This is a genomic window from Aliihoeflea sp. 40Bstr573 (assembly GCF_024105655.1).
Lineage (GTDB): Bacteria > Pseudomonadota > Alphaproteobacteria > Rhizobiales > Rhizobiaceae > Aliihoeflea.
Genome location: NZ_JAAAMH010000031.1, coordinates 1 through 22936 on the forward strand (window position 1 = coordinate 1; position 22936 = coordinate 22936).

Below are 22936 nucleotides of genomic sequence, written 5' to 3' on the forward strand. Positions count from 1 at the left end.
GGACTTCAACCTGCCGAAGCTTCGTGACGATCTCTTCCGGCTTGTGTCGTTTGTTGCTCATCGTGGTCCTCCTTCATGGTCAAAACCATAACTCAAGGTGGACCCGTTCAGTGGGGCTGGATCACATACTCGCGCGGCGACAGGTCCATTTTCAGATCGCCCCATTCCTCGGTGGGGATCTCTGCCAGCCGCCGTTCCATCAGCGCCTCGCCGGTCGAGACGATCTGGATGACGGAAGAATGTCCCGCTTCCAGATCGGCCGTGATGGACCGGATCAGCGTCGGGGTTTTCATCGACGTCAACAGGTGCCCGAAGAACCTCTGCTTGGCGCTCTCAAAGGCCGAGCGGGCGGCGGACTTGGCCTGCCGGTTCAGCGTGCCGGACCCGCCCTCGCCGCCGGTGATGTTGGCGGCCTGCATCGCCGCATCGAGATTGTTATGGATGATGGCGAAGGCATCGGCATAGCTGTCGTAGATGCGGACCTGTTCAGGGGTCAGTTCGTGGTCGAGCAACTCGTATTCCACGCCTTTGAAGGACAGCGAGCGGGCGGTGTAGAGGCCAAGCGCCCGCAGGTCGCGCGCCAGCACCTCCATCGCCGCGACGCCGCCGGCCTCGATCGCCTCGACGAACTCCGCCCTGGTCGAGAATGGGAAATCCTCGCCGCCCCAGAGACCGAGCCGCTGCGCATAGGCGAGATTGTGGACGGTGGTGGCGCCGGTGGCCGAGACATAGACCACGCGGGCCTGCGGCAGGGCGTGCTGGAGGCGCAGCCCGGCACGGCCCTGCTGGCTGGCGGCGACATCGCCGCGTTCTCCCTTGCCTCCTGCGGCATTGGCCATTGCGTGCGCCTCGTCGAAAATCACCACTCCATCGAAGTCGGAACCCAACCATTCGACGATCTGCCTGACCCTGGAAATCCTTTCTCCGCGGTCGTCGGAGCGCAGCGTGGCATAGGTTAGAAATAGGATGCCTTCGTTCAGGGTGATCTTTGCGCCTTGCGGGAATCGCGACAGCGGCGTGACCAGCAGCCGCTCCATGCCAAGCGCCGACCAGTCGCGCTGCGCATCCTCCAGCAGCTTGTCGGACTTCGAGATCCAGACCGCCTTGCGCCGCCCCTGCATCCAGTTGTCGAGGATGATCGCTGCGGATTCCCGGCCCTTGCCGACGCCGGTGCCATCGCCGACCATGAACCCTTGGCGGAAGCGGACGGCGCCCTTGGCGTCCTCCGGCGTGGCAGCAAGATTGTCGAGCGTGTCGTCCACCGTCCAAGCCCCGGCGAGGAATCCCATATGGGCCTCGCCGGCATAGATCACCGTCTCCAACTGCGCCTCGGACAGCCTGCCGAGAATGTCTTTGGGCAGCACCGGACGATAGCTCGGCTTCGGCGGCGCGATGCTCGCCATCGAGGCCGACTGCACGAGCTGGGTCGGATGCGCCTGCGCCCCGGCGATGCGGATGGTCTGAAGACCGTATTCCTCGTAGATCGCGTCGGAGAGGCGGCCGCCCTCGGCCGGTTCCCAATCCACGATCTCGTAGGCGACCGGCACGGCCTCCGGTTCCGCAAGGGGCGCGTCGGGCGCGGATCGCGCGGCGCGGTTGACATAGCCGCGCACGGTGCGCGGCGCGGTCGGTCGTGCCACCGGCACGGCCAGGCCGGGATCGACGGGAAGCCTGGCCGGAAGCTGCTCCGCCAGCCAGCCCATCAGGGTGGCAACATCCGACGCCACACCGGGCGCTGCCGGGAACACCGCCGGGTCTTCGGCGGGCAGCTTGTCGATGACGGTCAGCCGCGTGTCGATGGTGGTGCCGTGCTTGGCATAGACCGATCCATCGATGACGGCCGAGAAGACCACGCGGCCGCGCTCCTGCAGCCGTTTCCAGTTAGCCGTCCAGGCCGGATTGTCGGGGGCGAAGCTCGCGCCGGTGATGGTGACGAGCCGCCCGCCGGGCGCAAGGCGCGCCAGCGTCGAGGCGACATGGCGGAAGGCGGCATCAGCCACGCGGCCCTCGACATGGGCCATGACCGAGAACGGCGGGTTCATCAGCACCACTGTCGGGATCAGGCCGGGATCGAGATGATCGTCGATCTGGGCGGCGTCGAAGCGGGTGACGGACAGGGCCGGAAAGAGGGAGGAAAGCAGGCCGGCGCGGACCTCGGCCAGTTCGTTGACGAGCAGCGCACCGCCGGCGATCTCGGCCAGGATGGCGAGGAGCCCGGTGCCGGCCGAGGGCTCCAGCACGCGGTCGGCGTGCGTGATCGCCGCCGCCGTCACCGCAGCGAAGCCGAGAGGGATCGGGGTGGAGAACTGCTGGAAGGTCTGCGCTTCCTCGGAACGCCGGGTGTGGGTCGGCAGGAGCCCGGCAATTTTCGTAAGCTGCGGCAGGATTGCCGACGGAGACCCGGCTTTGCGGAAAAGTGCATTGCCGTATTTGCGCAGGAAGAGGACGGTCGCCGCCTCGCAGGCATCATAGGCGGTCTTCCAGTCCCAAGCGCCGGTGGCATCGGACGTGCCGAAGGCGGCCTCCATGGCGCCGCGCAGCGTGGCGGCGTCGACACGCTGACCGCGTTCCAGATGCGGCAGCAGCAGACCGGCAGCGGTGAAAACGCAGGCCGCGGTCTCAGCGTCATGGTCGAACGGAAGCGGCGCGGTGGCGGATGCCGCCGCGGATGCGGAAATCATGTTCATCGGGGATTCCTCGGGAGAGCAAGTCAGGATCAAGCCGGGCAGCGCTCTCTCTCGACCGCACCGGCTCAAACCCCTTCCGGCCCATCTCTCGCTCTGAAGCCGTGGCGAAAGCAGGCATGAAACAAGCGCCCGACCGTCAGGCTGGGCGCTTGTGGGTTTCAGTCGATGGCCTGGAAAATCGCCGCCGCCTCCGCGTGATCGGCGGCATGCTCGTAGAGGCGACCATAGCCCTCGGCGAGTTCGTCGTCATCGTAGCGGAAGGAAAGATGCGAGAAGGCGAAGAGCGTGGCGATGATCCCGGCGGCATCGCTTGAGACCTCGCCCTCGAAGCCGTTGCCTTCGCAGAACAGGCGGCAACGGGGCTTTGAGGTCGGCGCGAGATAGAGCGGCTGGCCGGCGCGTTCGTAGAAATCCCAGAGCCCGCCGCCGTAATCGCCGGGGCTGAGTATCTCCATGAAGCGAAAGACGGTATGCTCGCCGATGATGAGCAGGCGCCGGCCAAAAAGGCGCGGCAGGAAGTCCATGCGGCGTTCGTCGGGGACGCGGATTGCGGATTGGGAAGCAAGTTCGGGCAAAGCCATGATCGGTCTCCGAGAGGGAAAGGGGCACCTGCCGGACGACCCTCTCTCAACCCGTCCGGGGGCACCTGTTCCCGGCCCTCCTTTCGCTCTGGGGGCTTGAAGTGGACCATTATCTGGACCATCTTGTGCAGAATAGCGGAGAACATCTGGAGTGATATGCGATGAGGGTTTCTGTCACCGAGGCGAAGGGGCAGCTCACCGAACTGGTGAAGCGGGCCGAAGCCGGCGACGAGGTGATCCTGACGCGGCGGGGCCACGAGGTCGCCCGCCTCGTGCCGGTTGCCGTGGTGGCGACCCCGAAAGGCCGGCGCGCGCTGATGGAGCGGGTCCGGGCCACGGCGCGGGGCAAGGCATTGCCCGGCGCGGCTGCCGCGCGCAGCCAGGATTTCCTCTACGGGGATGACGGGATGCCGGCATGATCGCCGTCGATACCTCGGCGCTGATGGCCATCGTGCTGGACGAGCCGCAGGCCGAGACCTGCATGGTGGCGATCGAGGCGGCAGACGGCCTGCTGATCTCGGCCGGAACAGTGGCCGAGGCGCTGATCGTCGCCGGGCGGCGCAATGTCGGTGAAGAGATCGCCGCCCTGATCGAGGGCCTTGGGTTCGAGGTGGTCTCCGTCACTGAAGCCTCGGCACGCAGGATCGCCGAAGCCTATGCCCGCTGGGGCAAGGGCGTTCATCCCGCCGGACTCAACTACGGGGATTGCTTCGCCTATGAGGTCGCCAGCGAACGCGGCTGCCCGTTGCTCTTCGTCGGCGACGACTTCTCACGGACGGACCTGCTGTCGGTTCTGTGAGGCAGCGCAGAAGGGTTTCAGCCGAAGCGCTTTCCATCAACTGTGAAGCTGTATTCGTTGGCAACGATGGCCTCATCGACCGCCTCATCCGAAGTCAGGTAGTCGTATTCGCGCTCAAGCTGGCGATAAAGCCAACGGGCGAGATCGCGCAATGCCTCCATGACGGTCTCCTCGGCATCGGCGGTCATGTCCTGCCAGGTCGGGCTGTCGCGGGTGACCGAGATCGCCATGCAGTATTCGTGATAGTATCGCCCCCGATGGGTCGCCTCGGCGGTCAACTGGTAGAAGTTGCGGCGTTGCGCCTGGTGCAGGGCATCCGCGATGCGGTGCAGCTCCACATCCTTCGGCGCATAGATACGGATTTCCGCCGCCGTGCCTTTGCGATAGGAATAGTGGCCTTCGAACGCGGCGCCATCGCCCTGCGACCAGAAGCCCGTAAACCAGATGCAAGGCTCTTGTCGCACGCCGCCGCCCATGAGGCGGACGGTGCGGCTCTTGATGCGGATGCCGAGGATGTCCGCGATCCGCCGGAAATCCTCATAGACGGCATCGTACCAATCGTAGTCGAAGCCGCCCTCGCGATACCAGGCGCAGGCATTGTCTTTCGCGGCTTCGGAAAGCTCGTCGAGCCGATAGACCGTGGTTTCGATGACGTCAGGCATTGGGGTCGCCCCCGTCCAGAACGGTGGAAAGCCAACCGTCGGTGTAGATCCAGTCCACCGTCTCGCCGGTGGCGAGGTCGAGGACATGCGCGCCGCCCCCGAACCCGTCGATTCTCGGACGTGAGCAGGTATTGGCGTATTGCATCCCCCATAGCCCGGTCAGGCCGAACGCGGCGGCACAGCGTTTGACGAACTGGATGACATGCTCGGGATCGCCGGTGCCGTCATCGCGCATCCAGAGCTGGGTGCCGCCATGTTCGGGCTGGATCGAAAGCATGAAACCGTCCGAGGGCGGATCTTCGGCGGCGTTTTCGCGCGCCAGCGCGTTGTAGAGATCAAGCGCGCGGGCGGCGTTCTCGGGGCTGCCCACGTCGAGCAGGCAGGAGAAATGGGTGAAGTAGTCGGCCATGTCAGGCTCCTGAAACGAGAAGGCCCGGCGCGGGGCCGGGCCTAGTGGATGGAAAGGGGCGACAGGTCAGGCAGCTTGTGGCAGCCGCAGCAGATCGGCAGTCGTCTCGCGCCAGAAGGGATCGACCAGCCGCGCCTCGAGCAGGCTGGCGCGGTGGCGGAGATCACGAGCCGATACCGCATCGCCGCGCCCGGATGCCGTGAAGGCCATGCCCCGCAGACGGCTGGCCTCCGTGACGGTGCGGCGAGCCTCGGCGTCGGAGGCGACCGGATGCTGCCAGAGCACGATCCCGGCCCGGACCTCACCGGCAAGGACAAGGCCCAGTTCGTTGTCCTGAATGACCATGACGCGGGGGCGAAAGCGCAGCGCATCGCCCTGTCCAACGCGGAAATCACCGCGCGCAACGCGCTGGCTGGCGATGATCAGCGCCTCTTCGGGGGATTGGCACTGGCCGATGACGAGCGTGCGGTCGAAGCCGCCGACGTCATCGCTTTCGTCATCGCTGGCGATACCGATGCAGGAGATGCGCAGCGGCAGCTTCTGGGCATGACGCAGCCGGGGCAGGATCTGTCGCGCGACAATTTCGCCGATCGAGGCGAAAGTGGTGTGGTGGGAAAGGCTCATGGGGAATGCTCCGCGACGGACGGCGGAAGCCCCTCTCCCGCCTCACAATCCGTCACGGCCAACCGGCCCGCACTCTTACTCTCCCGTCCCGACGGTGGATCGTCCCGCACCTCGGCGGGACGATCCGGCGATCAGCACCAGGGCTCACGCCGCCCGGCCCAGGTTCTCGCCAGCCCTTCATCGACGAGAATATCGCCGACATCGCGGCCTTCGACGCGTATCGCCGCCAGGGTCCGGCCATAGCGGTCGGTCCCCTGACGCAGGATTTCGACCCGCCGACCTTGCAGGATTTCCGCCAGCCTGATCTTCGCTTGCCGGGCAAGGTCGGTTTCATGGATGCAGCGGCCCTCCATTTCGGGAGCGTCGATGTTGAATATCCGAACAGCTTCGGACTGCTGTCCCATACCCAGCCGGATCGAGTCACCGTCCCAGACGCGGATTTCCGCCGGTTCGCAGGAAGCCGTGCAGAGCAGGACGGAGATGACGATATGGCTGAGCATGGCAAGAGGCTTTCATAAGGGGGAGGCTGACGCGACTGCTCAGACTTCTTCCTGAAGTCGGCCATTGACGCAATGCGGATCGACCTCCGCCTCGATCCGCTGCGTCCGCCCCATCCAAGGCGCCGCGTGGATTGCCCGCGCCCAATCGGCGAAGGACGGGATACGGCCCAGATCCTCGCGGACATGCTGCTCCCCGACCCATCGGGCCGGGATCACCCTGCCGGTGGACAGGGTGATCGTCGCCCCGAAAATGGTCTCGGCCATGAAGATGCCCTCGGCATGGTGGCGAAGCGCGCGATGACGAAAATCGGCCAGGATCTCCTTGCTGGCATCGAACCAGCTATGGATGGGCAAGTAATCCTCGACCGTGCCGCCCCATTTCTTCACCGACGAGAGCGCATGATGATAGGGATGTGCCATTTCCGCCCCCTCAGAACTCGTGACTGTAGAATTCGGTGGCGGTGTAGCGCTCGTTGTAGTCGAGCGTGATGGTGCGCGCCGCCACATCGAAGCTGAACTCGCCATAGGCGCCATCATTGTTCTCCCAGCCGCCATGGGTTTCCGAGAGGAAGTCATAGGCGAGCTGTTCGATGGCCGCCTCAACGCCCATTGAGATTGCGGTCACCTTGTCGGTTCCCCATGCCACCGTGGCAATGGTGATCTCGCCCTGCGGCAGGTCCACGGTCCGGTCGTCCGATTGCGCGGTGATGTCCTCGATCTGGCCGCTGTCGCCAGAACCGTCGAAGGTGACGGTCACGAGAGTGATGCCTGCGGCGGCCAGCGCATCGAACAGCGCCGTCTTGTTGTCGGGACGGACCGCTTCAGCGCGACGGTTGCGCTCATCGCGCTCGGCGAAGAAGCGCGCGACGCTGGCGGCCATGTCGAATTCCGGCGTGGCTGGTTTGTCGGTATCGGTCATTGGATGATCCTCCAGGAGAGCGGGATGATATGGCCCGGCGGCGCTCTCCTCTCCTTCCGCCAGGCTCGCCCCGATCCCGGCCCAACTCTCCCTTTCCAGAGCCGAGGCGAGGCCTCGGCACCGCCGCTGGCGATGCGCAGCGTGGTGGCGAGGCTGGCGGCGAAAGCGGTGGCATCTGCGTAGGACATGGGTTCCGGCTCCTGTCTTTGGAGGCGGGGGACCATCCCCCGCGCGACAGGCGCCCGAAGTGTCTGACCGGATCTGCAATCACCCTCGGGCGTTCGGATTCTTTCCGAATCCCCGAGGGCGGCACGCGCGCGTAAGCCGACCCCACCGGGGTTGAATGCAAAGAGACGGTCGGACCAAGGTTAGCGAATGGAAGCGGGGGATGGTGCTTTGCGTCGAGCCGGTGCCGGAAACCCGTCGCAGATGCTTTGCTGCGCCAGCCTCGTTGCCGGCGGATATTCAGGGTGTGTTTCAGGCCGGGGACGGAACCCGTTGCCCCCACAACACCAAGGAGTTGGCGCAATGGTGAAGCTCGAACTCGATCCATCGCTGCTTGTGCAGCGATACCCGATAGCCCCGTGTGCAAGGTTCGGCTTTCAGGGCCGGTCAGTCCCAGAACCCATCGGCGATTTCGCGGGCGATCATGGCGCGGGCCTTCATCATCACATCGTCGCCGGAGGTGTCGATATGACCGAAAAAGCGCGTCCGGGCGCCATGGGCCGTCCAGTCGGCATAGCGGCAGTATTCGCGGGCATCGAGCCGGAAGGCGCGCATGTCCTCGGCCCAATGCGGTTTCGGTTCCACGATGACGGTGACGCCGTTGCGGGTTTCCTCCCAGGGAAGCGAGCGCTCCGATGGCGGATTGCGGCGGTCATCGGCGAAGATTTCATCGACCGTCATCATGATGCGCCCCCATCTTCGGCCTTCTCGACAAAGCCGGCAGGATCGTCGGGATCCGGCGGCAGATAGGCGTCATAGGGGTTGCCGCTTGCGAGATGGCCGAACGGCGTGAAGACGTAATCACCCCCGTCGCGGCCGACCGCGCACAGGACATAGCGTGTCTCACGGGTCGCGGCGTCGAGGCATTCCATAAGGGCGAGATTGCCGTCATCGGCAGCACGAAGCAGAGTGTCGAAGTTCGTTCGAACGGGATCGGGAATGGCCATTGTGTTCTCCTGAAACGAAGAAGGCCCGCCGTCACGGGACAAGCGGGCCGGATGAACGGGATCGGCGATGGTCACGCGGCAGCTCGACCCTCGACGGCATCGGCGCCTGCCTCGTCGGCGGTGATCTCCTCGAGGCGCGCGCGGCTGTAGCCGTTCCTGGCTAGCCAGAGTTCGGCCGCCTCGTGGTTCTCCGCGAGGTGCAGCAATTCGACGTTCTCTCCGACATCCTGCACAACACGGACCTGACCGATCTTCGGGCGTTCGACAACCCGGAAGCTCAGATCGCTGTCGATGCCGTAGCTGCGCATGATGGTGATGAGGATGATGCCGCCTTCGCCGAAATCACCCTCATGCAGGGTGAAGGACGGCGGCGTCGTGTAGGTCGGGCGCTCGCGGCCCGGTTCCTTGCGCACGAGGCGACCGGCCCCGTTGCGGGATTTCCACGCGGCGAGCTTCTTGGTGAAACGTGCGGGCGGTTTCGGCTGGCCGTCGCTATAGGCCACGAGCGAGCCGAGAGGCGCAATGTCGAAAATGAGGGAAGCGGACATGATCTTGCTCCTGAAACGAAAGCGGCCCGGCGAGATGCCGGGCCTTCAGATGGAAGGGATGGAATGCGGGGCGGCGGAGGCCGCCCCGCTGCTGCGCGTCACTCGGCGGCGACGAGGGCCTCTGGATCGTCGGCGGCCTCGGCCGTGTCCTCATGGCCACCGGCGAGGAAGTCGGGCAGCGCCACGCTGTCCTCGTCCTGATCGGTCGCGCCATCCACGGCCTGCGCCTCGATGGCGGGGCGCAGCGGCTCCGGCAGCCAGCCGGTATCGGCCAGGAGCCGTTCGGCCTCCTTCGCCATATCGCCCTTCTTGAGATGCGCGATGAGATCGGCCGCGCGATCGCCGGCGCCCTCGCGCACCGCCTCGATGATGCGGGTCTTGGTCACGCGACCCAGGTAGTTCTCGACCGTGGGCCTCCAGCCCGCTTCGACGAGATCGAGGCCGGTGGCCTGTGCCAGCCGTTCGGCCTCGGCCATGCGGCGGTCGAGACCGTGCTGCGAGATGCCATTCCCCGAATAGGGGTTGGGCCGCTCGTAAAGCGCGTTGACCCCGAAACTGACGCAATGGGCGAGCAGCGCCAGGCGGCTGGCATCGTCGAGACCGTCGATCCAGTCCCAGAGCCGGTCGTCATCGCCAGCGGGGATGTCGCCCCGCCAGGCGTCCGCGCGCTCGTCGATCATCTTCGCGGCGGCGCTGTCAGCGAGCCCGGTCGCATCCGTGGGAAGATAGATGTGACGCACGGCGGCATAGAGGCTGGTTCCCGAGGTGGCGGTGCGCTCGAAAGTATCGAGAACCAGCTTGTGCAGCAGCGCCGTCATGGCGACGCGCGGATTCTCGGCAAGCGCATTGCGCAACGCCAGCGTCCGCCAGGCGGTCAGGTCGGTCACCAGCCGCTCGGGCAGCGGCTTGACGGCATCGTCCTCCTCTTCATCGCCGTCCGGGACCGGCTCGCCGCCGACGGTGATAACCGCGCGCTGCACCGCATCGGGATCGGACGGGTCGGCACCTTCGCCCGCATCCTCACCATCGACGCTCTCGGGTTGTTCGTCCTCGGGGCGGACATAACCGGGACTGACGATCAACTCGCCATCGCGGTCGATGCTGACGAAAACACCGGCACGGGCGATGTCTTCCGGCGCGAAGGTGACGGGCCGGTTCTCGAAGCCTTCCAACTCGGCTTCGATCTCCCCGAGCCGCTGGTCGATCTCATCGGGCAGGTCGTCGGCTTCTGCATACTGCGCTTCGAGTTCGTCATACTCGTCGCGCAGCGCCTCGCGGGCGGTGCGCTCCTCGTCGGTCAGCTCCTGGGTCACACCGACCAGCCTGCGCAGGCCGTTGGCGTAGCCGTAGGGAAGTTCGACTGCCGCGTCGATCCACTTCCAGCCCTGTCCGGCGATCTCGTCGGCGACAGTGCGCAGCTTCTCGTCAACCAGGCGGTCGAGCAGCGTGACGTCCTGCAACCAACCGCCGTTCTCGTCGGAGAAGAGATCGCGCAGCACCGGGCCGCCCGCCGCCTCATAGGCGTCGATGCCGATGAAGCGGGCGCGCTTGTCGGCAGCCGGAACCGTGGTCTCGGTCAGCAGGCTGCGGATGTGCCAGGGCTCTTTCTGCCACGACGTGCTGATCCGCTCCCAGACCTGCTGCTGGCGCTCGTGGTCGGGATTGACGGTGAAGGCTTCCAGCATCGCCAGCGTCATCTCATTCCGCGCATAGGCGTCGTGCAGCGCCGGCGCGACCGTCGCGAGACGAAGGCGCTGCATGATGTAGCGCGGCGTGGTCCGCCAGGCGTCGGCGATCTCCTCCTTCGACATGCCCATGTCGAACATCCGCTTGAACGCCTTGAACTGGTCGAGCGGATGCAGGGCGAGGCGCAGCAGGTTCTCGGCCAGCGAGTCGTCGACTGCCGAGGTCTTGGCATCGGCCTTCTTGACGATGCAGGGGACGAGGCCATCGGCCGGGAAGCGACCGGCTTCGACGAGGCGCGCGATGGACCTGTAGCGGCGGCCGCCGGCCGGGGTCTCGAAATCGCCGGTCTCAACGCCGTCCGCGTCGAGGATGGCGCGAACGTTGAGGCCCTGCACGAGATCCTCGCGCCGGTCGATGTCATGGGTAAGTTCGTCCAGACCCGCCTCGACGTCAGCCTCGCGAACATTGCTGTCCGACAGCCTGATCCGGTTGAACGGAATGTCGCGCGCCCGTGAAAAGACGATCATCGGGGCGACGGGCTTCTTCCTGGCAGCTTTGGCCATGGTGATTTCTCCGCGACGGGCGGCCGGGAGCCACTCTCTCGACCTCCAACCCGTCACGAAGCGAAGCGCCGCCCTCTTCCTCTGAAGAGTGCGACGCCAGGCCACAAAGCCGGCAACCGGAAATCAGGATTCCCGGCTTTCCGTATCTGTGGATGTGCGGGTGAATGCCGCACCGGCGCGGTAGAGGGCTCGTTCCGCCGTGGATGCTGCCGGTTTCCCACGCAGCCTCCGCCCAGACCGAGATCGGGAAATCCCCGGTGAAGAGCAGATCCCGCTCGATCCCCATGCCGAAGGGCAACCGGACCCCACGCAGCTCTTCCAGGCTCCACGAGCCGAGTTCGGGGTAGCCGATATCGGCCAGGCCGAACATGATGTCGCCGCCCTGATCCAGCTCGGTGGCGAGCCAGACGCCCGCGCCGAAGGGATTGAAGAATTTGACGACGGGGACGTGATCGGCGCCGCGCTGCCGGCCATTGGCGAGGAGCTGCGCACGCTGGGTACGGGTCAGGAGGATCATGCCGCCACCCTCCGCTCGGTCGAGGCCGCAACCGATTCAGCGCCGTCCTCGTCGGGCAGATGCGACAGCAGCCAGTCGGCCGCCTTGCTCGCCTGCGAAGCGGCGCGGACGATGGCGCGGTTATCCTCGCGCAGCACCTCCAGCCAGGAGCCGATGTAGTCGGCGTGGCGCACGGTCGGCACGATGCCGAGCGAGGCGCAGCAGAAGGCCGCGTTCATCTCGGCGCGTTATCTGAACAGTCAAGCTGTCTCAGTCGGATTTTGCGGCGTCGTTTGCCTGAAAACCGCAGGGTCCGATCGATCTCGGCCCCGTGAGACAGATTCGTGTAGCGCGCAGAGGTCCTGACGGCTGCTCAGCCGGCGCAGCAAGACAGCTTGGCGACGTCCTTGCTAAAGGACAGGGCCGCGAGCTTGAGGCCCTCGACCGTGGTGAGGTACGGAAAGATCGTATCGGCGAGGTCATCGACGGTGAGGCCCTGCCGGATCGCCAAAGCGGCGGTCTGGATGCTGTCGGCGCCTTCGGGTGCGAGAATGTGCGCGCCGAGTAGCCGACCGCCGGCGGCATCGGCCACGAGTTTGATGAGGCCGCGGGTGTCGCGGGCGGCGAGCGCACGCGGCACCTGGTCGAGCCCGATCGTCGAGACGCGAACGGCATGGCCAGCCGTCCGCGCCGCGGCCTCGGTTAGTCCGACGCTCGCAACCTGCGGGTCGGTGAACACGACGGCGGGCATGGCGCTGTTGTCGTAGCGTAGGCTGTCGCCGTTGAGGGCGTTCCTGGCGGCGAGCTTGGCGCCATAGGCGGCCATGTAGACGAACTGGTCGCGGCCGGTGACGTCGCCGGCGGCATAGACGCCGGCTTTGGTCGTGCGCATGCGGTCATCGACGATGACGCCGCCTTTTGGCGAGAGGGCGACGCCATGCTCGGCGAGCCCGAGGCCTTCGATGTTGGGCGCGCGCCCGGTGGTGATCAGCACCTGATCGACTTCGATGGCCATGTCCTGACCGTCGCGCCCAGCCGTCAGCGAAACTCCGCCCTCGGTCTTGCGGATCGCACGATAGGCGATGCCAGGGACGACAGTGATCCCTTCCTCCTCGAAATACTTGGTCAGCGCCGCGCCGATCTCGGGCTCGGCGTCGGGGAGCAGACGGGACCGACAGACGAGCGTCACCTTGACGCCGGCACGGGCAAACATCTGGGCGAGTTCCGCCCCGATATAGCCGCCGCCGATCACGAGCAGCGAGCGCGGCAGCGCCTCGAGGTCGAGCGCGGTCGTGCTGGTCAAATACGGCACGGTGTCGATGCCGGGAATGGCCGGGACCGCTGGTCGTGCGCCGGTTGCGATGATGATCTTGCCGGCGGGAAGGTGTGTGCCGTTCACTGCGACACCGCCGTCAACGAGGCGCGCCGGACCGTCGCGATACGCGATGCCGTTGTAGGCGGGGAGCAGGTCAACATACTTGGCCTGGCGCAGCTCGGAAACCAGCGCGTCCTTCTGGCGGACGGTTCCGCGCCAGTCGATCAGTTCGGCCTCCGCCGTGATTCCGGCAAAGCGGGTTGCAGCCCGGGCGTTGTGTAGCGTCTCGGCGGCGCGGATCAGGGCCTTTGACGGCACGCAGCCGATATTGACGCAGGTGCCGCCGATGGTGCCGCTGCCGATGAGCGCCACCTGTGCGCCCTGGTCGGCGGCCGTGATCGCCGCCGAGAACCCGGCCGAGCCGGCGCCAATCACGACGAGGTCGTAGGCACCCCCATTGCCACGGTTCTTGCGGACGGGGCGGTCCGTCACTGCCGTGCTTCCCAATGTCGGCTCAACCGGCGGGCGTGGCGCTGTATCGAGGCCGGCGAGGCTCGGCCCGAACAGAGCGCAGCCGGCCTCCAGACCTTCCTCGATCGACAGCCGAAATCCCGGGGAGTCTGCAGGATGCTCCTGACGCCACGCGGCAAGATGATCGTCCGAGCAGAAGAACGAGGTTGCCGTGCACAGAGAACTCGCCGCGCACCCGTCTTCGTAGAGGACGCTGAGCCACATGACGGCCGTCACCGGTTCGACCTGCGCTACGACACGGCCGCGATCTCGTGTGGTGATCCGGATCGGCGTACCGCAATGGCGGCAGCGCGAGGCGATCGCAATGTCGCGACCGGTCATGGCGCCGATGCCGAGCGCGTCGACCGCGCACATGGCATTGAGAACGCGCCCGTCCAGCGTGACCTGATGACCCGTGTCCTGGTCAGTGAAGGGATAAGCGCCGACGATCCGCTCGCCGTCGAGCACGACGAGGTCGCGGCGGCGAAGTTCTTCGAGCTGCGGCCAAATGGCCGTCTCGCTCACCCCGGCGCGCTCGGCAAGAGCGCTGGGGAGTGGAGCTCGGCCGTGTTCCGCATAGAACTGCAGTAATGCCACCCGAACGGCGTCGACGGCCGCATCATAGCCGCTCCAGCGATTGAGCACATGATCGGAGCCGGCCATGGCCGCAAGGGCATCTCTGACCGCGGGCGATATGACCACCGACCAGTCGGGAAACGTCACACCCGGCCGCACCTCATAGTTCGGCAAGGTCACCGATGCGGATACCGCAATCTTGTTCCGAGAAGAGGACGCACAGCAATCGTTCATGGCTTCAGACTTCCCTGTGGTTCTTGCTCTCGCTGCTGGCCGCATCGGCGCGGCGGCGGTAGAGGCCCCACGCTATGAGTCCCAGGCTGACGGCGAGCAGCGAAAACGCCACTATATCCGCGCCGCCCAGCCATGCGCCCAGACCGACAAGCGGCAGAAGGACGGCCAGAATGGGCGTCGCGCAGCAGATCGCGGCGATTATGGCGCCCGCCGCGCCGGTGCGGACCAGGGCGCGGTCGTTCATCTCAGCTGCCCTGTTGTCGAGGGTGTGCGGGATAGCCGGCATTGGCGCTGGCAGCCGCGATGGCGTCGGAGTTCGTCTTCGTGTCTTCGAAGGTGACGGTCGCGGTCTTGGCTTCGAAGGAGACGACCACATCCGAGACCCCGGGGACCGCCGCCATCGAGGTCTTCACGATGTAGGGGCAGGAAGCGCAGGTCATGTTGTCGACGGCGAAAGTGACCGTGCGGTCGGCGGCGAAGGCGGCCGAAGCCGTCATGATGGCGCCGATCAGGGTGAGCGTGCTCAAAAGCTTGTTCATCAGGCAGGTCTCCTCTTGGTCTGGTATCAGGGGGCAAGCAGCAGCGGGGCGACGTAGTCGAAGGCAAAGGCGGCTGCGACGAGCACCGTTGCGCTCCACAGTGCAATCTGAACGAGACCGCTGGGGATCGGGCGTGCGCAGGCGGCGTCATCGGCGCAGGCTTGCCGCGGCTTCCAATAGACGAGGTAGTAGCCGTAGCCGAGGACGCCTACCGTCCCCGTGACGAAGAATGGCTTGTATGGCGCGAGCGCCGTCAGGTTGCCGATCCAGGCGCCGCCGATGCCGAGACTGAATAGGATGAGCGGGATGATGCAGCAGGACGAGGCGGCAAGCGCACCGAGAACACCGCCGACGGCAACCAGGCGCTGCCGCCCGGCTTCGCCACGCTGTGCCGCCGCCAGGTTCTCTGCAGTCGGCGCAATCTCCGCCGTTCCGTGTCGAAATACACTCATGTCGGGCCTCGCCTTCCTTGCCGAATTCCTATCTGCGCGCTAATGTGCGGTCTGTAGCAACTACAGGGTCAAGAGGGAGTTTGCGATGCGCGATCACACCGGCGTGAAGGGCCTGCAGCGGGCCGAGCTCGCGCGGCGGACGGGCAGCAATCTGGAGACCGTGCGCTATTACGAGAAGGTCGGGCTCTTGCCCGAGCCGCCACGCACGATGGCGGGCTATCGGAGCTACGACACCGCGCACGAGCGGCGGCTCCGCTTCGTCTTGCGGGCGCGCGAGCTCGGCTTCTCGCTCGATGAGATCCGTGAGCTGCTGCGTCTCGTCGACGAGCGCGACCGGCCTTGCGCCGAGGCAAGCACTATCGCCGCGACGCATCTCGACGACGTGCGGGCGAAGATCGCCGATCTGAAGCGCATGGAAAGAGTGCTGAAGGACGTGGTCGCGCAATGCGCCGGCGGCACGCGGCCGGAATGCCCGCTGATCGAGACGCTGTTCCAGGAATCGGCTGTCAACTGATCGAGTTGAAGGGCGCCTATGCGGCGCCCCTGACATCGTGCTCACGAGTCTCGGCCTGCTGGTCGTGCATCCAGTCGGCGATCTGCTGTGCCTTGCTGGCAGCGGTGAAGATGGCGCGCTTGTCGGAGCGCAGCACCTCGAGCCATGAGGCGATGTAGCGGGCGTGGTCGGGCCGCGGCTCGACGCTGAGATTGAGATCGGCGCAGATCATGGCGCTCAGGAGCTCGACCGTGCATTCCTCCATGGCGTAAGCGGCCGAGCCGAACCGTCCGGAAAGATCGCGGTCGAGGCGGTGCCTGGCGCCCGAGGCGTGCCCACATTCGTGAAGCAGCACGGCGTAGTAGGCGACGGCGTCGCGGAAGCAGGCGAAGTCGGGCATCTGCACATGGTCCCTGGAGGGGATGTAACAGGCCTGCGATCCGCCGTGGTGGATGTCGATGCCGAGAGCGGCGCAGAAGCGTTCGGCATGCGCGATCCGTTCGGCCTCGGGCAGCACCGGCATCTCGGGCGGCGTGTAACCGTCGACCTGCGCGCAGTTGAAGACCGTATAGCCGCGGGCGAACATGCGCTGGGCGGGCTCGTCGCGATCCTCGTCGCCGTCCTCAGCGTCTGCCTCACTGTTGCGACCGGAGATCTTCCAGAACACGACCAGGTGGCCGCGCTCGCCCTTGCGAACCTGAGCGCCGAGCGCCTGCCATTGGCGGTAGGTGGCCCAGATGCCAACGGAATAGCCCGCCGCTTGCGCCGCGGCCCAGAGCGCGATGACGTTGATGCCGCGATAGGCCTTGCGCGAGGCGAGGTTGACGGGCGTGGTGATGGCCGATCCGTCATGATGCCAGGGCATCCGGTACTCGCCGGCGCCGGCCTCTATGGCGGCGATGATCTGGCTGGTGACGCGCTCGTAGACATCGTTGCCAGTCCGGGCTTGGCTGCTGCGATTGGTGGTCATGGGTGCCTCCTGTGCTCGCCCTCTCCGTCGAGGGCGAGGCGGCAGGGGCAGACGCGGCGAGCCGGCCCGTCACACCCTGTTCTCGGTGCTGGTGCGGAACAGGGTTGATGGGCCGGCAGCGTCTGCCACAACCCGAGCCCTGCCTCGACGGGCGAGCACAGGAGGCACCGGCCATGATCGGCGGAGCGCGGACCGACCGGTGCGTGGATACGCGGCTCTCAGCCGGCGCCGTCTTGGGGCGAGCGCCGCAACGGAATGACCCTCGTGTTGCCGGATCGGGCCAGTTCCTCCCGCAGGCCCTCGATCACGGCATCACGCTCGGCGACCTGCAACGTCAGCACCTGGATACGCTGCGCGAGCGTGCGGGCGAGCGCCCGCAGCTCGGCCATCTCGGCCCCGCGCACGGCGCGCAGTTCCGCTTCGAGTGCGCGGATGCGTCCCTTGAGCACCAGGGGCGACGATTGCCGGCGGCGCGCTTCGGCGGTACGGAACTCGGCGAGCACATCGACCGCGCGGTTCGCCGTCGCCCGGCTGACGCCGGCCTCGCGCGCCAGGTTTGAGACTGTCAGCGCGCCGTCGGTACGCTCGGGGCGGCCGTCGAGCAGCCGCGCCATGGCCGCCCTCAGCGCGGCTTCGCTCTTCGGCCCGAGCGCGGTCATGCATCACCGTCCATGAGCGGTGCGATCAGCCGGCGCTTGCGCTCGTTGTCCGCAAGGATCGCCGTGCGCTGCAGCGGCGACAGGCGCCGGTCGGCCAGAAGCGCTTCGCCCTCGGCGATCGAAGCCTGCCACGGCTCGCGGTGCCGGTCGGTCAGGCAGGCGTTCGGGCAGCGGTCGGGGCTGCATCGCGACAGGGCTGGCGCCGTTTGCTCGGCATCCGGTGCATCTTTGAGGCAGAGCGCGGTCGCCGCATCGAACAGGCAGTCGTTGAGGAAGCCGACATGCAGGGTCCGGCCGAGATGGGCGAGCATGGTGCGCAGCCGCTTGCGGTCCGTGATCCGGCCCGGAAGATCGCCAAGCTCGTGCTGGACGCGGGCGAACTCGCGGAGCAGTCGGTGAGCGCCTGGCCCCGCCGGGCCTTCACGGCGAAGACAGGCCTCGTAATGGGCGACAATATCGTCGAGTTGGCCGAGCGCACGCTCGCGCTCGATCGCCAGGCGGAAATCGGCCGGCGCCGATCCGGCATAGCCCTCGAACATGGCGACCGAGGCATGCTTGTACTGGATCTTGCCCGCGACCGTGCCGAACGGCCGGTTGGCGATGTACCAGGCGATGGTGCGGCGCAGTTGCCGTGTCGTGAACTTCCATGGCTCGTCGCCGACGCGCGGGATCGCCGGTCCCCCTTCCGAGCGTCCATCGAGGCCGTCGCGGAACAGGTTGAGCGTCGGCGTCGCACCCATCCCGAGATGATCGTTGCTCCAGGGCCAGTCCTTCAGCGCCACCCACAGCGACGACAATCCCTTCTCCTTGCGATTGCGCGCCGAGAGTACCTCCATGACCGCGACGGCGCGGGCGACCGGCTCGATCGTGATCCAGTCGGCCTGAGCGCCTCGTGCCCCATGGCGCTTGTAGACGGTGCTGCGCACCCGGTAGCGCTCGACCAGGCCGTCGGCGCTGCGCATCACCGACACGCAACCCGGCTGCATCGCCTGCACCTCGCTGTCGCGCATGCCGGTGAGGTAGGCGCAGACGAGATAGCAGGCACCCTGCAGCATCCGTTCCTCGCGGGCGAGGCTGAGGGCGTCGAAGCGCTCGCGCCATGGCAAGCCGGTGTCCGGATCGGTCGAGATCGGCGTGTCGAGGCCGCCCACCTCGGTGCCGAGCTCGGCTGCCGCCTGCTCGATCAGCCGCGCCGTCGGTTCGGACTGGCTGATGCGGCCGCTCTCTCGCGCACCGGCGTGAAGCCGCATCAGGTGAAGATTGTAGGGCGGGGTCTGTTCGCCGGTGAGCGGGTCGATGCGGCGGGCGACGTTGGGCGCGTGCTCCCAGATCGGTACGCCTCGGCCCATGGCCCGGCGCACGTCGAGCCACTTCGCCACGCGGGCGCGATAGGTGCTGGCGACGGCTCGTCCGGTCCGCTCGTCCCGCGCCATCACCTTTGCGCAGCGGGCTTCGAGAGCGTCCAGTTCTGCCCGCGCGGCGAGGATATCGGACGCATAGACTTCGACATATCTGAGCGCCCAGCGCAGCATGGCGCCGATGACCGGCTCGGGAATCCGCGGCGTGGCGTTCTCGGCGGGCGCCGGCGGCCGGCCCGCAACGCGGTGCGCCGCACGTCCACGCCACGGCAGGAAACCTATGCCGCCGCCGGTTAGCCATGGCGCCAGGTGATGCAGGTCGATCGGCACCTCGACATACTTCACCGTCTCGTGCGGCATCCGCCGCCCGCCGTCGCGGGCATGCACCAGGTAGGCGTCGAGCAGCGCCTGATCGATCCGGCTGAGATCGACGGCGCCAGTCCGCGCGCGGAGGAACGCGGCGAAATGCTGGACGTAGCGCAGCAGCCGGATCGCCGAGGTCGCGCCGCAGGGCGCCCGGTATCCCGGCACATGAATGCGCAGCCGGGCGATCACATACTCCTTCGCCAACCGTCGCGTGACGGGATCGGCGATGCCGGCGAAGTTCAGCCGGTAGTTGCTGTAGCGGGCGTTGACCCGGAAGATGGCGGCGCCCAAATCCCAGAGATCGTCCCCGAAGCGGGGAAGCTCACTGCGGTCGACATCGTCCCTGACCGCGACACCGGCAAGCACGGGCTCGCCGTCGCCATAAATGGCCGACGGCAACGACGTCCGCGGCGAGAGCGTGATGGAACCCGGCATTATGGCGCTGCCGCTTCGGGCGGCAGGTAGATGAGCGCCGGGTCCGACGCCGCAATCTGGCGAGCCTCCTCAATCTCCGCGTCGGCAAACCGGGACAGAATCTGATCGGCAATGCGTCCGTGAACGCGGCCGAACTTGGCGATCCAGTCGCCTTCGCTGAGCGCCTGCCGTTGTGCCCGGATGAAGTTGAGGAATGCGAGAAGCGCGGGCAGCTTGCGGGCGGTAATCACCGCATTGCTGCATTCGAGACACCCCCAGAAGGGCGACGGACAGGCTTCCCCTTCTAGCCCGAACGGGCTCTTGTAGAAGCCGGCGCAACTGGCGAGCCAGACATCCTGCTCGCCGCCGAGCAGCGCGCCGATCGCGGCGGTACCGGCAACGGGAAGACTGGTTGCCTGCTCGGGATCGGCCAGGACGGCACCCTCCTCTTCCGAGGACAGGACGCACGGCCGCAACGCGGCATCGAGCGCATCGCACATGGCGTCGGCCACGGTCGCCTCATGCAGGTGGCGAAGCGCGGGGATATCGGCGTAGTGATCGGCCGCGACTGCGACGCTGTGGCCAACGGCGAAGCGGTCAAGCTGGCCACCGGTACGCCGGTACCATGCCGCCTTGTGCGTCTTGCGCAGGCGCGTCAGGTTGAGGCGAAGGGGCCGGCCCTGTTCATCGAGGATGCCGCTTCGGCCGATCCATGAAGCCACGGGCTCCTTCATGCTGATAGGGCGCGGGGTCAATCGGCCCCAGGCGCAGTGGACCCAGAGCGTGTCGGCGCCAAGCCGGCTTCTCGCCGGACCGGTCCATTGCAGCACCTTGCGGATCAAACCGCCCGGCGTCGAGGAGCCGCCGTCGCGCCCGCGCAGCCGCTTCCACTCGGCGCCGCGCGCCCGCCGCTTGCAATACTCAACCTCGACATAGCCGCCGGACGGGTTCTTCAGGCAGTCCGCCCGCAGGCTCTTGATCGCTTCGATCTCCAGGCCGGTGTCGAGCGAAATGAGGACGATGAGCGGCACGAGGTCGGCAGCGATCAGATGCCGGCGGCCGTGCAGATCGTGGATCAGGCGATCGTTCGGCAGGCCGCTTTCACGGCGCAGCGTGTAGAGGCACTTGAAGAGAGCATGCCGGTGCCCGATGACGCCTTCCGCGTCGATCACCGCCATCACCTGTTCATGCGCCCTCGCCAGAACGCGGCCCCGATCGGCATCCTCGACGGTCGGGATGCGATCGGCCTCGGCGAAGCGGCGGATGATAGCAGCGAGATCGGCGCGTGCCGCGGTCCGCAATGCCGTGGCGATGTCGTCGCCATAGGCATCGCGCGGCCGGGCGCGCACACCCGGCCGGTCGCTCGTATACATCAGCCGTCGCGAGGCATCGGGTGGCAGAAGGCCGGGCTCCGCCGCCTCGGCGAGGCGGAGCAGGTTGAGCACCTTGCTCATTCGATGCAGCCGGTGATTGGGATGCAGGCCGCTCTCCTCCATCCATGCGTCGAAGCCGTCGATCAAGGCAGCGCTCACGTCAGAGAGCCGTGCGACGTGCATTCCGGCGGAATCGAGATAGCGCCAGAACGTCTTGAGCGCATTGGCATAGGCATAGGCCGTCGAGATCGAGCCGGCCGGACCGCCGACCTGGCAGGCGCGCCAGAGCGCGCCGGCAAACGTCCGGGCCAGTGCCTTGCGGCCAGCGAGCATCGTCAGGTCGATCGCCCTGCTGCGGTCTGCCAGCGTGACAGTGAAGCGGAGCGACGCGATCGCAGCGGCGGCCTCGCGCTCGGGATCGGGCAGCGCCTCGGGAAAGAGGGCACGGCGGCCCGGCCGTCGTGCTGGAGCAGTCGTCGCGGCCATCATGCTGCATCACCAGCCGTATCGTCCGCCCAGCGGTCCACGGCCGCCTCGACCAGCTCCTGCGCCTCATTGAGACTGTCGAGATAGATGTAGGTGCTGGTGATGCTTGCGTGCCCCAGGAGGTGCTGGAGCTTCTGCAAGGGGTCGCCGAGCATCCGGCGATAGGCCGCGCCGTGCCGGTCGTGCGGATCGAACACGGTTCCGATCTGCTCGCGGATCAGCATGGAGAGCATGTTGACGGCGAAGGTGTGCCGCAGAGTGTGCGGCGTCACCTCGACCTCGATACCGAAGCGGCGGCAGCGGACGCAGGCGCGCCGAAAAGCGGCTTCCCAGGTTGCGGAGGGCACAGGCCGGCCGGCTTCCGTCAGCCAGAGCAAGCCGTGCTGCGCTCGGCCAGGCGCGCCGATCAGCACGCGGCGGCGCTCACCCGGCGTCAGGCGGTCGAGCCGGACCTTCTTGCCCGCCGGATCTCTTGCCTTCCCATCCTCCGGTACCAACCACAGCGGATCGGACACCTGGGGTTCGGACCGGGCAGTGGAGATCGCGCGCTCAAGATCGACATAGTCGGCCATGAGCGCCAGCACCCGGCGGGGAACGCGGATGCGCCGCGGCCGCCCGCCCTTGGCGATCGGACCAGGAAGGTCGAAGGGAATCGAGCGTGATGCGGGCTCCGGAAGCTCGGCCAGAAGCAGGCTGCCGGCTTCGGTCAGCCGCAGGCCGGTCGTGACCAGAAGCTCGGCAAACAGCGCATTGCGCTCGCCGTTGCGGCCGCGCCACGTCCGATCTTCGGAGCCGTCGGGAAGCCGGCCCCGCAGCCCCACCTCGCGGAACAGCAGGTAGCGGCCGAGATCGATATAGCGGGTGTCGTGGCGGCGCGCGGCGCGCTCGCGGGCGCGGTTGGCCGCCACGGCGAGCACGGCGCGGCTGCCGGCGGTCCGACGAAGGGTGACGCCATAGCTGAAAGGCGAGGCAGAGATGATCCCTTCCTCGACGGCCCAGCGATAGAGCTTGTCGAGCGCGGCGATGCTTCGGTTCCAGCTCGCCGCTGAAATGCGGAACGCCGCGTCCGACAGGCGACGTGCCCGGTGAAAGGCCAGGACATCATGGCGGTCGGCCTGCCAGACCGTCTTGCCACCGCGTCGCTCGCTGAGAAAGCGCGCCCAGACGAGAATGTCGCGGGCATAGGAACGCCACGTGTTCGGCGACCGCGCGCCCATGCCCGGACAGGCGCGGAAGAACCGGTTGAGATTGAGATCGTAGCTGCCGTCATCCATCAGGATGAACGGCATGCCGTCGATCAGCCCAGCGCGCTCGACCACGTCGAGCGCGCCGGGTGCGAGGCTCACTGCAAGGTCATCAAGGAAAAGCGGACGCGAAATAGCGTCAAGATTGGTAAAATACAAATGCACGCACGATACCTAAGAGCCCGTCTCGAAAGGGTTGAGTAGCTGGCGCGGTCGTGATTCCGAATTGGGTGTCGAAGCCTATTCGGAGAGACCTGATGTGGACGCCAGCTACCCGCCGCCAGCATAGCCGAGAGAACCT

General features: G+C 66.8%; 23 protein-coding genes and 3 pseudogenes. 3 read left to right on the top strand and 23 right to left on the bottom strand.

Annotated elements, in window-relative coordinates; genetic code table 11:
- Window positions 1-119: 119 nt before the first annotated feature.
- Window positions 120-2687 (bottom strand): annotated as a pseudogene (locus GTK01_RS19665) (strawberry notch-like NTP hydrolase domain-containing protein); the annotation flags it as partial.
- Window positions 2688-2845: 158 nt separating this feature from the next.
- Window positions 2846-3268: an antirestriction protein gene (locus tag GTK01_RS19670; RefSeq protein ID WP_012092616.1), complete on the bottom strand. Its 423-nt coding sequence runs from the start codon at window positions 3266-3268 to the stop codon at window positions 2846-2848.
- Window positions 3269-3429: 161 nt separating this feature from the next.
- On the opposite strand from GTK01_RS19670, the gene GTK01_RS19675 reads away from it, so the two are divergent.
- Window positions 3430-3687, top strand: coding sequence for a type II toxin-antitoxin system Phd/YefM family antitoxin (locus GTK01_RS19675; protein WP_028034381.1), 258 nt, complete (start codon window positions 3430-3432; stop codon window positions 3685-3687).
- Complete coding sequence (locus GTK01_RS19680) at window positions 3684-4067, top strand: type II toxin-antitoxin system VapC family toxin (protein ID WP_133675667.1); 384 nt, start codon at window positions 3684-3686, stop codon at window positions 4065-4067. Before GTK01_RS19675 ends, GTK01_RS19680 begins: the two co-directional genes overlap by 4 nt.
- Before the next feature lie 17 nt (window positions 4068-4084).
- Here GTK01_RS19680 and GTK01_RS19685 read toward each other — a convergent pair whose 3' ends face one another.
- The 16 genes and pseudogenes from GTK01_RS19685 to GTK01_RS19760 all read right to left on the bottom strand — a co-directional run bounded on the left by GTK01_RS19685 (window position 4085) and on the right by GTK01_RS19760 (window position 15272).
- On the bottom strand, window positions 4085-4729 hold the full coding sequence (locus GTK01_RS19685; protein WP_252929370.1) for an antitoxin of toxin-antitoxin stability system: 645 nt from the start codon (window positions 4727-4729) through the stop codon (window positions 4085-4087).
- Window positions 4722-5138 carry a hypothetical protein gene (locus GTK01_RS19690; RefSeq protein WP_012092612.1) on the bottom strand — a complete coding sequence of 139 codons (417 nt, stop codon included), beginning with the start codon at window positions 5136-5138 and terminating at the stop codon, window positions 4722-4724. The genes GTK01_RS19685 and GTK01_RS19690 overlap by 8 nt, the downstream gene beginning before the upstream one ends.
- Before the next feature lie 66 nt (window positions 5139-5204).
- Window positions 5205-5762: a hypothetical protein gene (locus GTK01_RS19695; RefSeq protein WP_039194755.1), complete on the bottom strand. Its 558-nt coding sequence runs from the start codon at window positions 5760-5762 to the stop codon at window positions 5205-5207.
- Between the two features lie 131 nt (window positions 5763-5893).
- The gene (locus tag GTK01_RS19700) at window positions 5894-6262 is read right to left on the bottom strand and encodes a thermonuclease family protein (RefSeq protein WP_012092610.1); all 369 of its coding nucleotides are present in this window, start codon (window positions 6260-6262) and stop codon (window positions 5894-5896) included.
- 39 nt (window positions 6263-6301) lie between these two features.
- Window positions 6302-6682 (bottom strand): hypothetical protein, encoded by a 381-nt coding sequence (locus GTK01_RS19705; protein ID WP_252929372.1) that lies wholly within the window; start codon window positions 6680-6682, stop codon window positions 6302-6304.
- Window positions 6683-6692: 10 nt separating this feature from the next.
- The gene (locus GTK01_RS19710; RefSeq protein ID WP_012092608.1) at window positions 6693-7181 is read right to left on the bottom strand and encodes a DUF6878 family protein; all 489 of its coding nucleotides are present in this window, start codon (window positions 7179-7181) and stop codon (window positions 6693-6695) included.
- A gap of 612 nt (window positions 7182-7793) precedes the next feature.
- Complete coding sequence (locus GTK01_RS19715) at window positions 7794-8090, bottom strand: hypothetical protein (protein WP_012092597.1); 297 nt, start codon at window positions 8088-8090, stop codon at window positions 7794-7796.
- Window positions 8087-8353, bottom strand: a complete 267-nt coding sequence (locus GTK01_RS19720; protein WP_012092596.1) for a DUF6117 family protein — start codon at window positions 8351-8353, stop codon at window positions 8087-8089. The genes GTK01_RS19715 and GTK01_RS19720 overlap by 4 nt, the downstream gene beginning before the upstream one ends.
- 71 nt (window positions 8354-8424) lie before the next feature.
- Complete coding sequence (locus GTK01_RS19725) at window positions 8425-8901, bottom strand: hypothetical protein (protein WP_012092595.1); 477 nt, start codon at window positions 8899-8901, stop codon at window positions 8425-8427.
- Window positions 8902-8999: 98 nt separating this feature from the next.
- On the bottom strand, window positions 9000-11150 hold the full coding sequence (locus GTK01_RS19730) for a chromosome partitioning protein ParB (RefSeq protein ID WP_039194752.1): 2151 nt from the start codon (window positions 11148-11150) through the stop codon (window positions 9000-9002).
- A gap of 123 nt (window positions 11151-11273) precedes the next feature.
- Window positions 11274-11667 (bottom strand): annotated as a pseudogene (locus GTK01_RS19735) (DUF2958 domain-containing protein).
- Window positions 11664-11891: pseudogene (locus tag GTK01_RS19740) on the bottom strand (zincin-like metallopeptidase domain-containing protein); the annotation flags it as partial. The pseudogenes GTK01_RS19740 and GTK01_RS19735, both read right to left, overlap by 4 nt.
- Before the next feature lie 128 nt (window positions 11892-12019).
- Window positions 12020-14281, bottom strand: coding sequence for a bifunctional organomercurial lyase/mercury(II) reductase MerBA (merBA, locus tag GTK01_RS19745; RefSeq protein WP_038301268.1), 2262 nt, complete (start codon window positions 14279-14281; stop codon window positions 12020-12022).
- 4 nt (window positions 14282-14285) lie between these two features.
- Window positions 14286-14525 carry a mercury resistance system transport protein MerF gene (gene merF, locus GTK01_RS19750; RefSeq protein ID WP_038301267.1) on the bottom strand — a complete coding sequence of 80 codons (240 nt, stop codon included), beginning with the start codon at window positions 14523-14525 and terminating at the stop codon, window positions 14286-14288.
- A gap of 1 nt (window position 14526) precedes the next feature.
- Window positions 14527-14820: a cation transporter gene (locus GTK01_RS19755; RefSeq protein ID WP_038301266.1), complete on the bottom strand. Its 294-nt coding sequence runs from the start codon at window positions 14818-14820 to the stop codon at window positions 14527-14529.
- Window positions 14821-14846: 26 nt separating this feature from the next.
- Window positions 14847-15272 carry a mercuric transporter MerT family protein gene (locus GTK01_RS19760; protein ID WP_038301265.1) on the bottom strand — a complete coding sequence of 142 codons (426 nt, stop codon included), beginning with the start codon at window positions 15270-15272 and terminating at the stop codon, window positions 14847-14849.
- A gap of 85 nt (window positions 15273-15357) precedes the next feature.
- On the opposite strand from GTK01_RS19760, the gene GTK01_RS19765 reads away from it, so the two are divergent.
- Window positions 15358-15786 (top strand): helix-turn-helix domain-containing protein, encoded by a 429-nt coding sequence (locus GTK01_RS19765; RefSeq protein ID WP_038301264.1) that lies wholly within the window; start codon window positions 15358-15360, stop codon window positions 15784-15786.
- A gap of 16 nt (window positions 15787-15802) precedes the next feature.
- Here GTK01_RS19765 and GTK01_RS19770 read toward each other — a convergent pair whose 3' ends face one another.
- The 5 genes from GTK01_RS19770 to GTK01_RS19790 form a co-directional block, all read right to left on the bottom strand.
- The gene (locus GTK01_RS19770) at window positions 15803-16735 is read right to left on the bottom strand and encodes an ArdC family protein (protein WP_038301263.1); all 933 of its coding nucleotides are present in this window, start codon (window positions 16733-16735) and stop codon (window positions 15803-15805) included.
- 218 nt (window positions 16736-16953) lie between these two features.
- Window positions 16954-17394 carry a hypothetical protein gene (locus GTK01_RS19775; protein WP_038301261.1) on the bottom strand — a complete coding sequence of 147 codons (441 nt, stop codon included), beginning with the start codon at window positions 17392-17394 and terminating at the stop codon, window positions 16954-16956.
- On the bottom strand, window positions 17391-19553 hold the full coding sequence (locus tag GTK01_RS19780; protein ID WP_252929375.1) for a hypothetical protein: 2163 nt from the start codon (window positions 19551-19553) through the stop codon (window positions 17391-17393). Before GTK01_RS19780 ends, GTK01_RS19775 begins: the two co-directional genes overlap by 4 nt.
- Window positions 19553-21391, bottom strand: a complete 1839-nt coding sequence (locus tag GTK01_RS19785; protein ID WP_252929377.1) for a hypothetical protein — start codon at window positions 21389-21391, stop codon at window positions 19553-19555. The genes GTK01_RS19780 and GTK01_RS19785 overlap by 1 nt, the downstream gene beginning before the upstream one ends.
- Window positions 21391-22737, bottom strand: a complete 1347-nt coding sequence (locus tag GTK01_RS19790; protein ID WP_252929379.1) for a site-specific integrase — start codon at window positions 22735-22737, stop codon at window positions 21391-21393. The genes GTK01_RS19785 and GTK01_RS19790 overlap by 1 nt, the downstream gene beginning before the upstream one ends.
- Window positions 22738-22936 lie beyond the last annotated feature (199 nt).

What these genes read in the sequence shown, in the direction of transcription:
- GTK01_RS19670 (WP_012092616.1), bottom strand. Translation starts at nt 3,268, where the DNA reads ATGGCTTTGCCCGAACTTGCTTCCCAATCCGCAATCCGCGTCCCCGAC.
- GTK01_RS19675 (WP_028034381.1), top strand. Translation starts at nt 3,430, where the DNA reads ATGAGGGTTTCTGTCACCGAGGCGAAGGGGCAGCTCACCGAACTGGTG.
- GTK01_RS19680 (WP_133675667.1), top strand. Translation starts at nt 3,684, where the DNA reads ATGATCGCCGTCGATACCTCGGCGCTGATGGCCATCGTGCTGGACGAG.
- GTK01_RS19685 (WP_252929370.1), bottom strand. Translation starts at nt 4,729, where the DNA reads ATGCCTGACGTCATCGAAACCACGGTCTATCGGCTCGACGAGCTTTCC.
- GTK01_RS19690 (WP_012092612.1), bottom strand. Translation starts at nt 5,138, where the DNA reads ATGGCCGACTACTTCACCCATTTCTCCTGCCTGCTCGACGTGGGCAGC.
- GTK01_RS19695 (WP_039194755.1), bottom strand. Translation starts at nt 5,762, where the DNA reads ATGAGCCTTTCCCACCACACCACTTTCGCCTCGATCGGCGAAATTGTC.
- GTK01_RS19700 (WP_012092610.1), bottom strand. Translation starts at nt 6,262, where the DNA reads ATGCTCAGCCATATCGTCATCTCCGTCCTGCTCTGCACGGCTTCCTGC.
- GTK01_RS19705 (WP_252929372.1), bottom strand. Translation starts at nt 6,682, where the DNA reads ATGGCACATCCCTATCATCATGCGCTCTCGTCGGTGAAGAAATGGGGC.
- GTK01_RS19710 (WP_012092608.1), bottom strand. Translation starts at nt 7,181, where the DNA reads ATGACCGATACCGACAAACCAGCCACGCCGGAATTCGACATGGCCGCC.
- GTK01_RS19715 (WP_012092597.1), bottom strand. Translation starts at nt 8,090, where the DNA reads ATGATGACGGTCGATGAAATCTTCGCCGATGACCGCCGCAATCCGCCA.
- GTK01_RS19720 (WP_012092596.1), bottom strand. Translation starts at nt 8,353, where the DNA reads ATGGCCATTCCCGATCCCGTTCGAACGAACTTCGACACTCTGCTTCGT.
- GTK01_RS19725 (WP_012092595.1), bottom strand. Translation starts at nt 8,901, where the DNA reads ATGTCCGCTTCCCTCATTTTCGACATTGCGCCTCTCGGCTCGCTCGTG.
- GTK01_RS19730 (WP_039194752.1), bottom strand. Translation starts at nt 11,150, where the DNA reads ATGGCCAAAGCTGCCAGGAAGAAGCCCGTCGCCCCGATGATCGTCTTT.
- merBA (WP_038301268.1), bottom strand. Translation starts at nt 14,281, where the DNA reads ATGAACGATTGCTGTGCGTCCTCTTCTCGGAACAAGATTGCGGTATCC.
- merF (WP_038301267.1), bottom strand. Translation starts at nt 14,525, where the DNA reads ATGAACGACCGCGCCCTGGTCCGCACCGGCGCGGCGGGCGCCATAATC.
- GTK01_RS19755 (WP_038301266.1), bottom strand. Translation starts at nt 14,820, where the DNA reads ATGAACAAGCTTTTGAGCACGCTCACCCTGATCGGCGCCATCATGACG.
- GTK01_RS19760 (WP_038301265.1), bottom strand. Translation starts at nt 15,272, where the DNA reads ATGAGTGTATTTCGACACGGAACGGCGGAGATTGCGCCGACTGCAGAG.
- GTK01_RS19765 (WP_038301264.1), top strand. Translation starts at nt 15,358, where the DNA reads ATGCGCGATCACACCGGCGTGAAGGGCCTGCAGCGGGCCGAGCTCGCG.
- GTK01_RS19770 (WP_038301263.1), bottom strand. Translation starts at nt 16,735, where the DNA reads ATGACCACCAATCGCAGCAGCCAAGCCCGGACTGGCAACGATGTCTAC.
- GTK01_RS19775 (WP_038301261.1), bottom strand. Translation starts at nt 17,394, where the DNA reads ATGACCGCGCTCGGGCCGAAGAGCGAAGCCGCGCTGAGGGCGGCCATG.
- GTK01_RS19780 (WP_252929375.1), bottom strand. Translation starts at nt 19,553, where the DNA reads ATGCCGGGTTCCATCACGCTCTCGCCGCGGACGTCGTTGCCGTCGGCC.
- GTK01_RS19785 (WP_252929377.1), bottom strand. Translation starts at nt 21,391, where the DNA reads ATGGCCGCGACGACTGCTCCAGCACGACGGCCGGGCCGCCGTGCCCTC.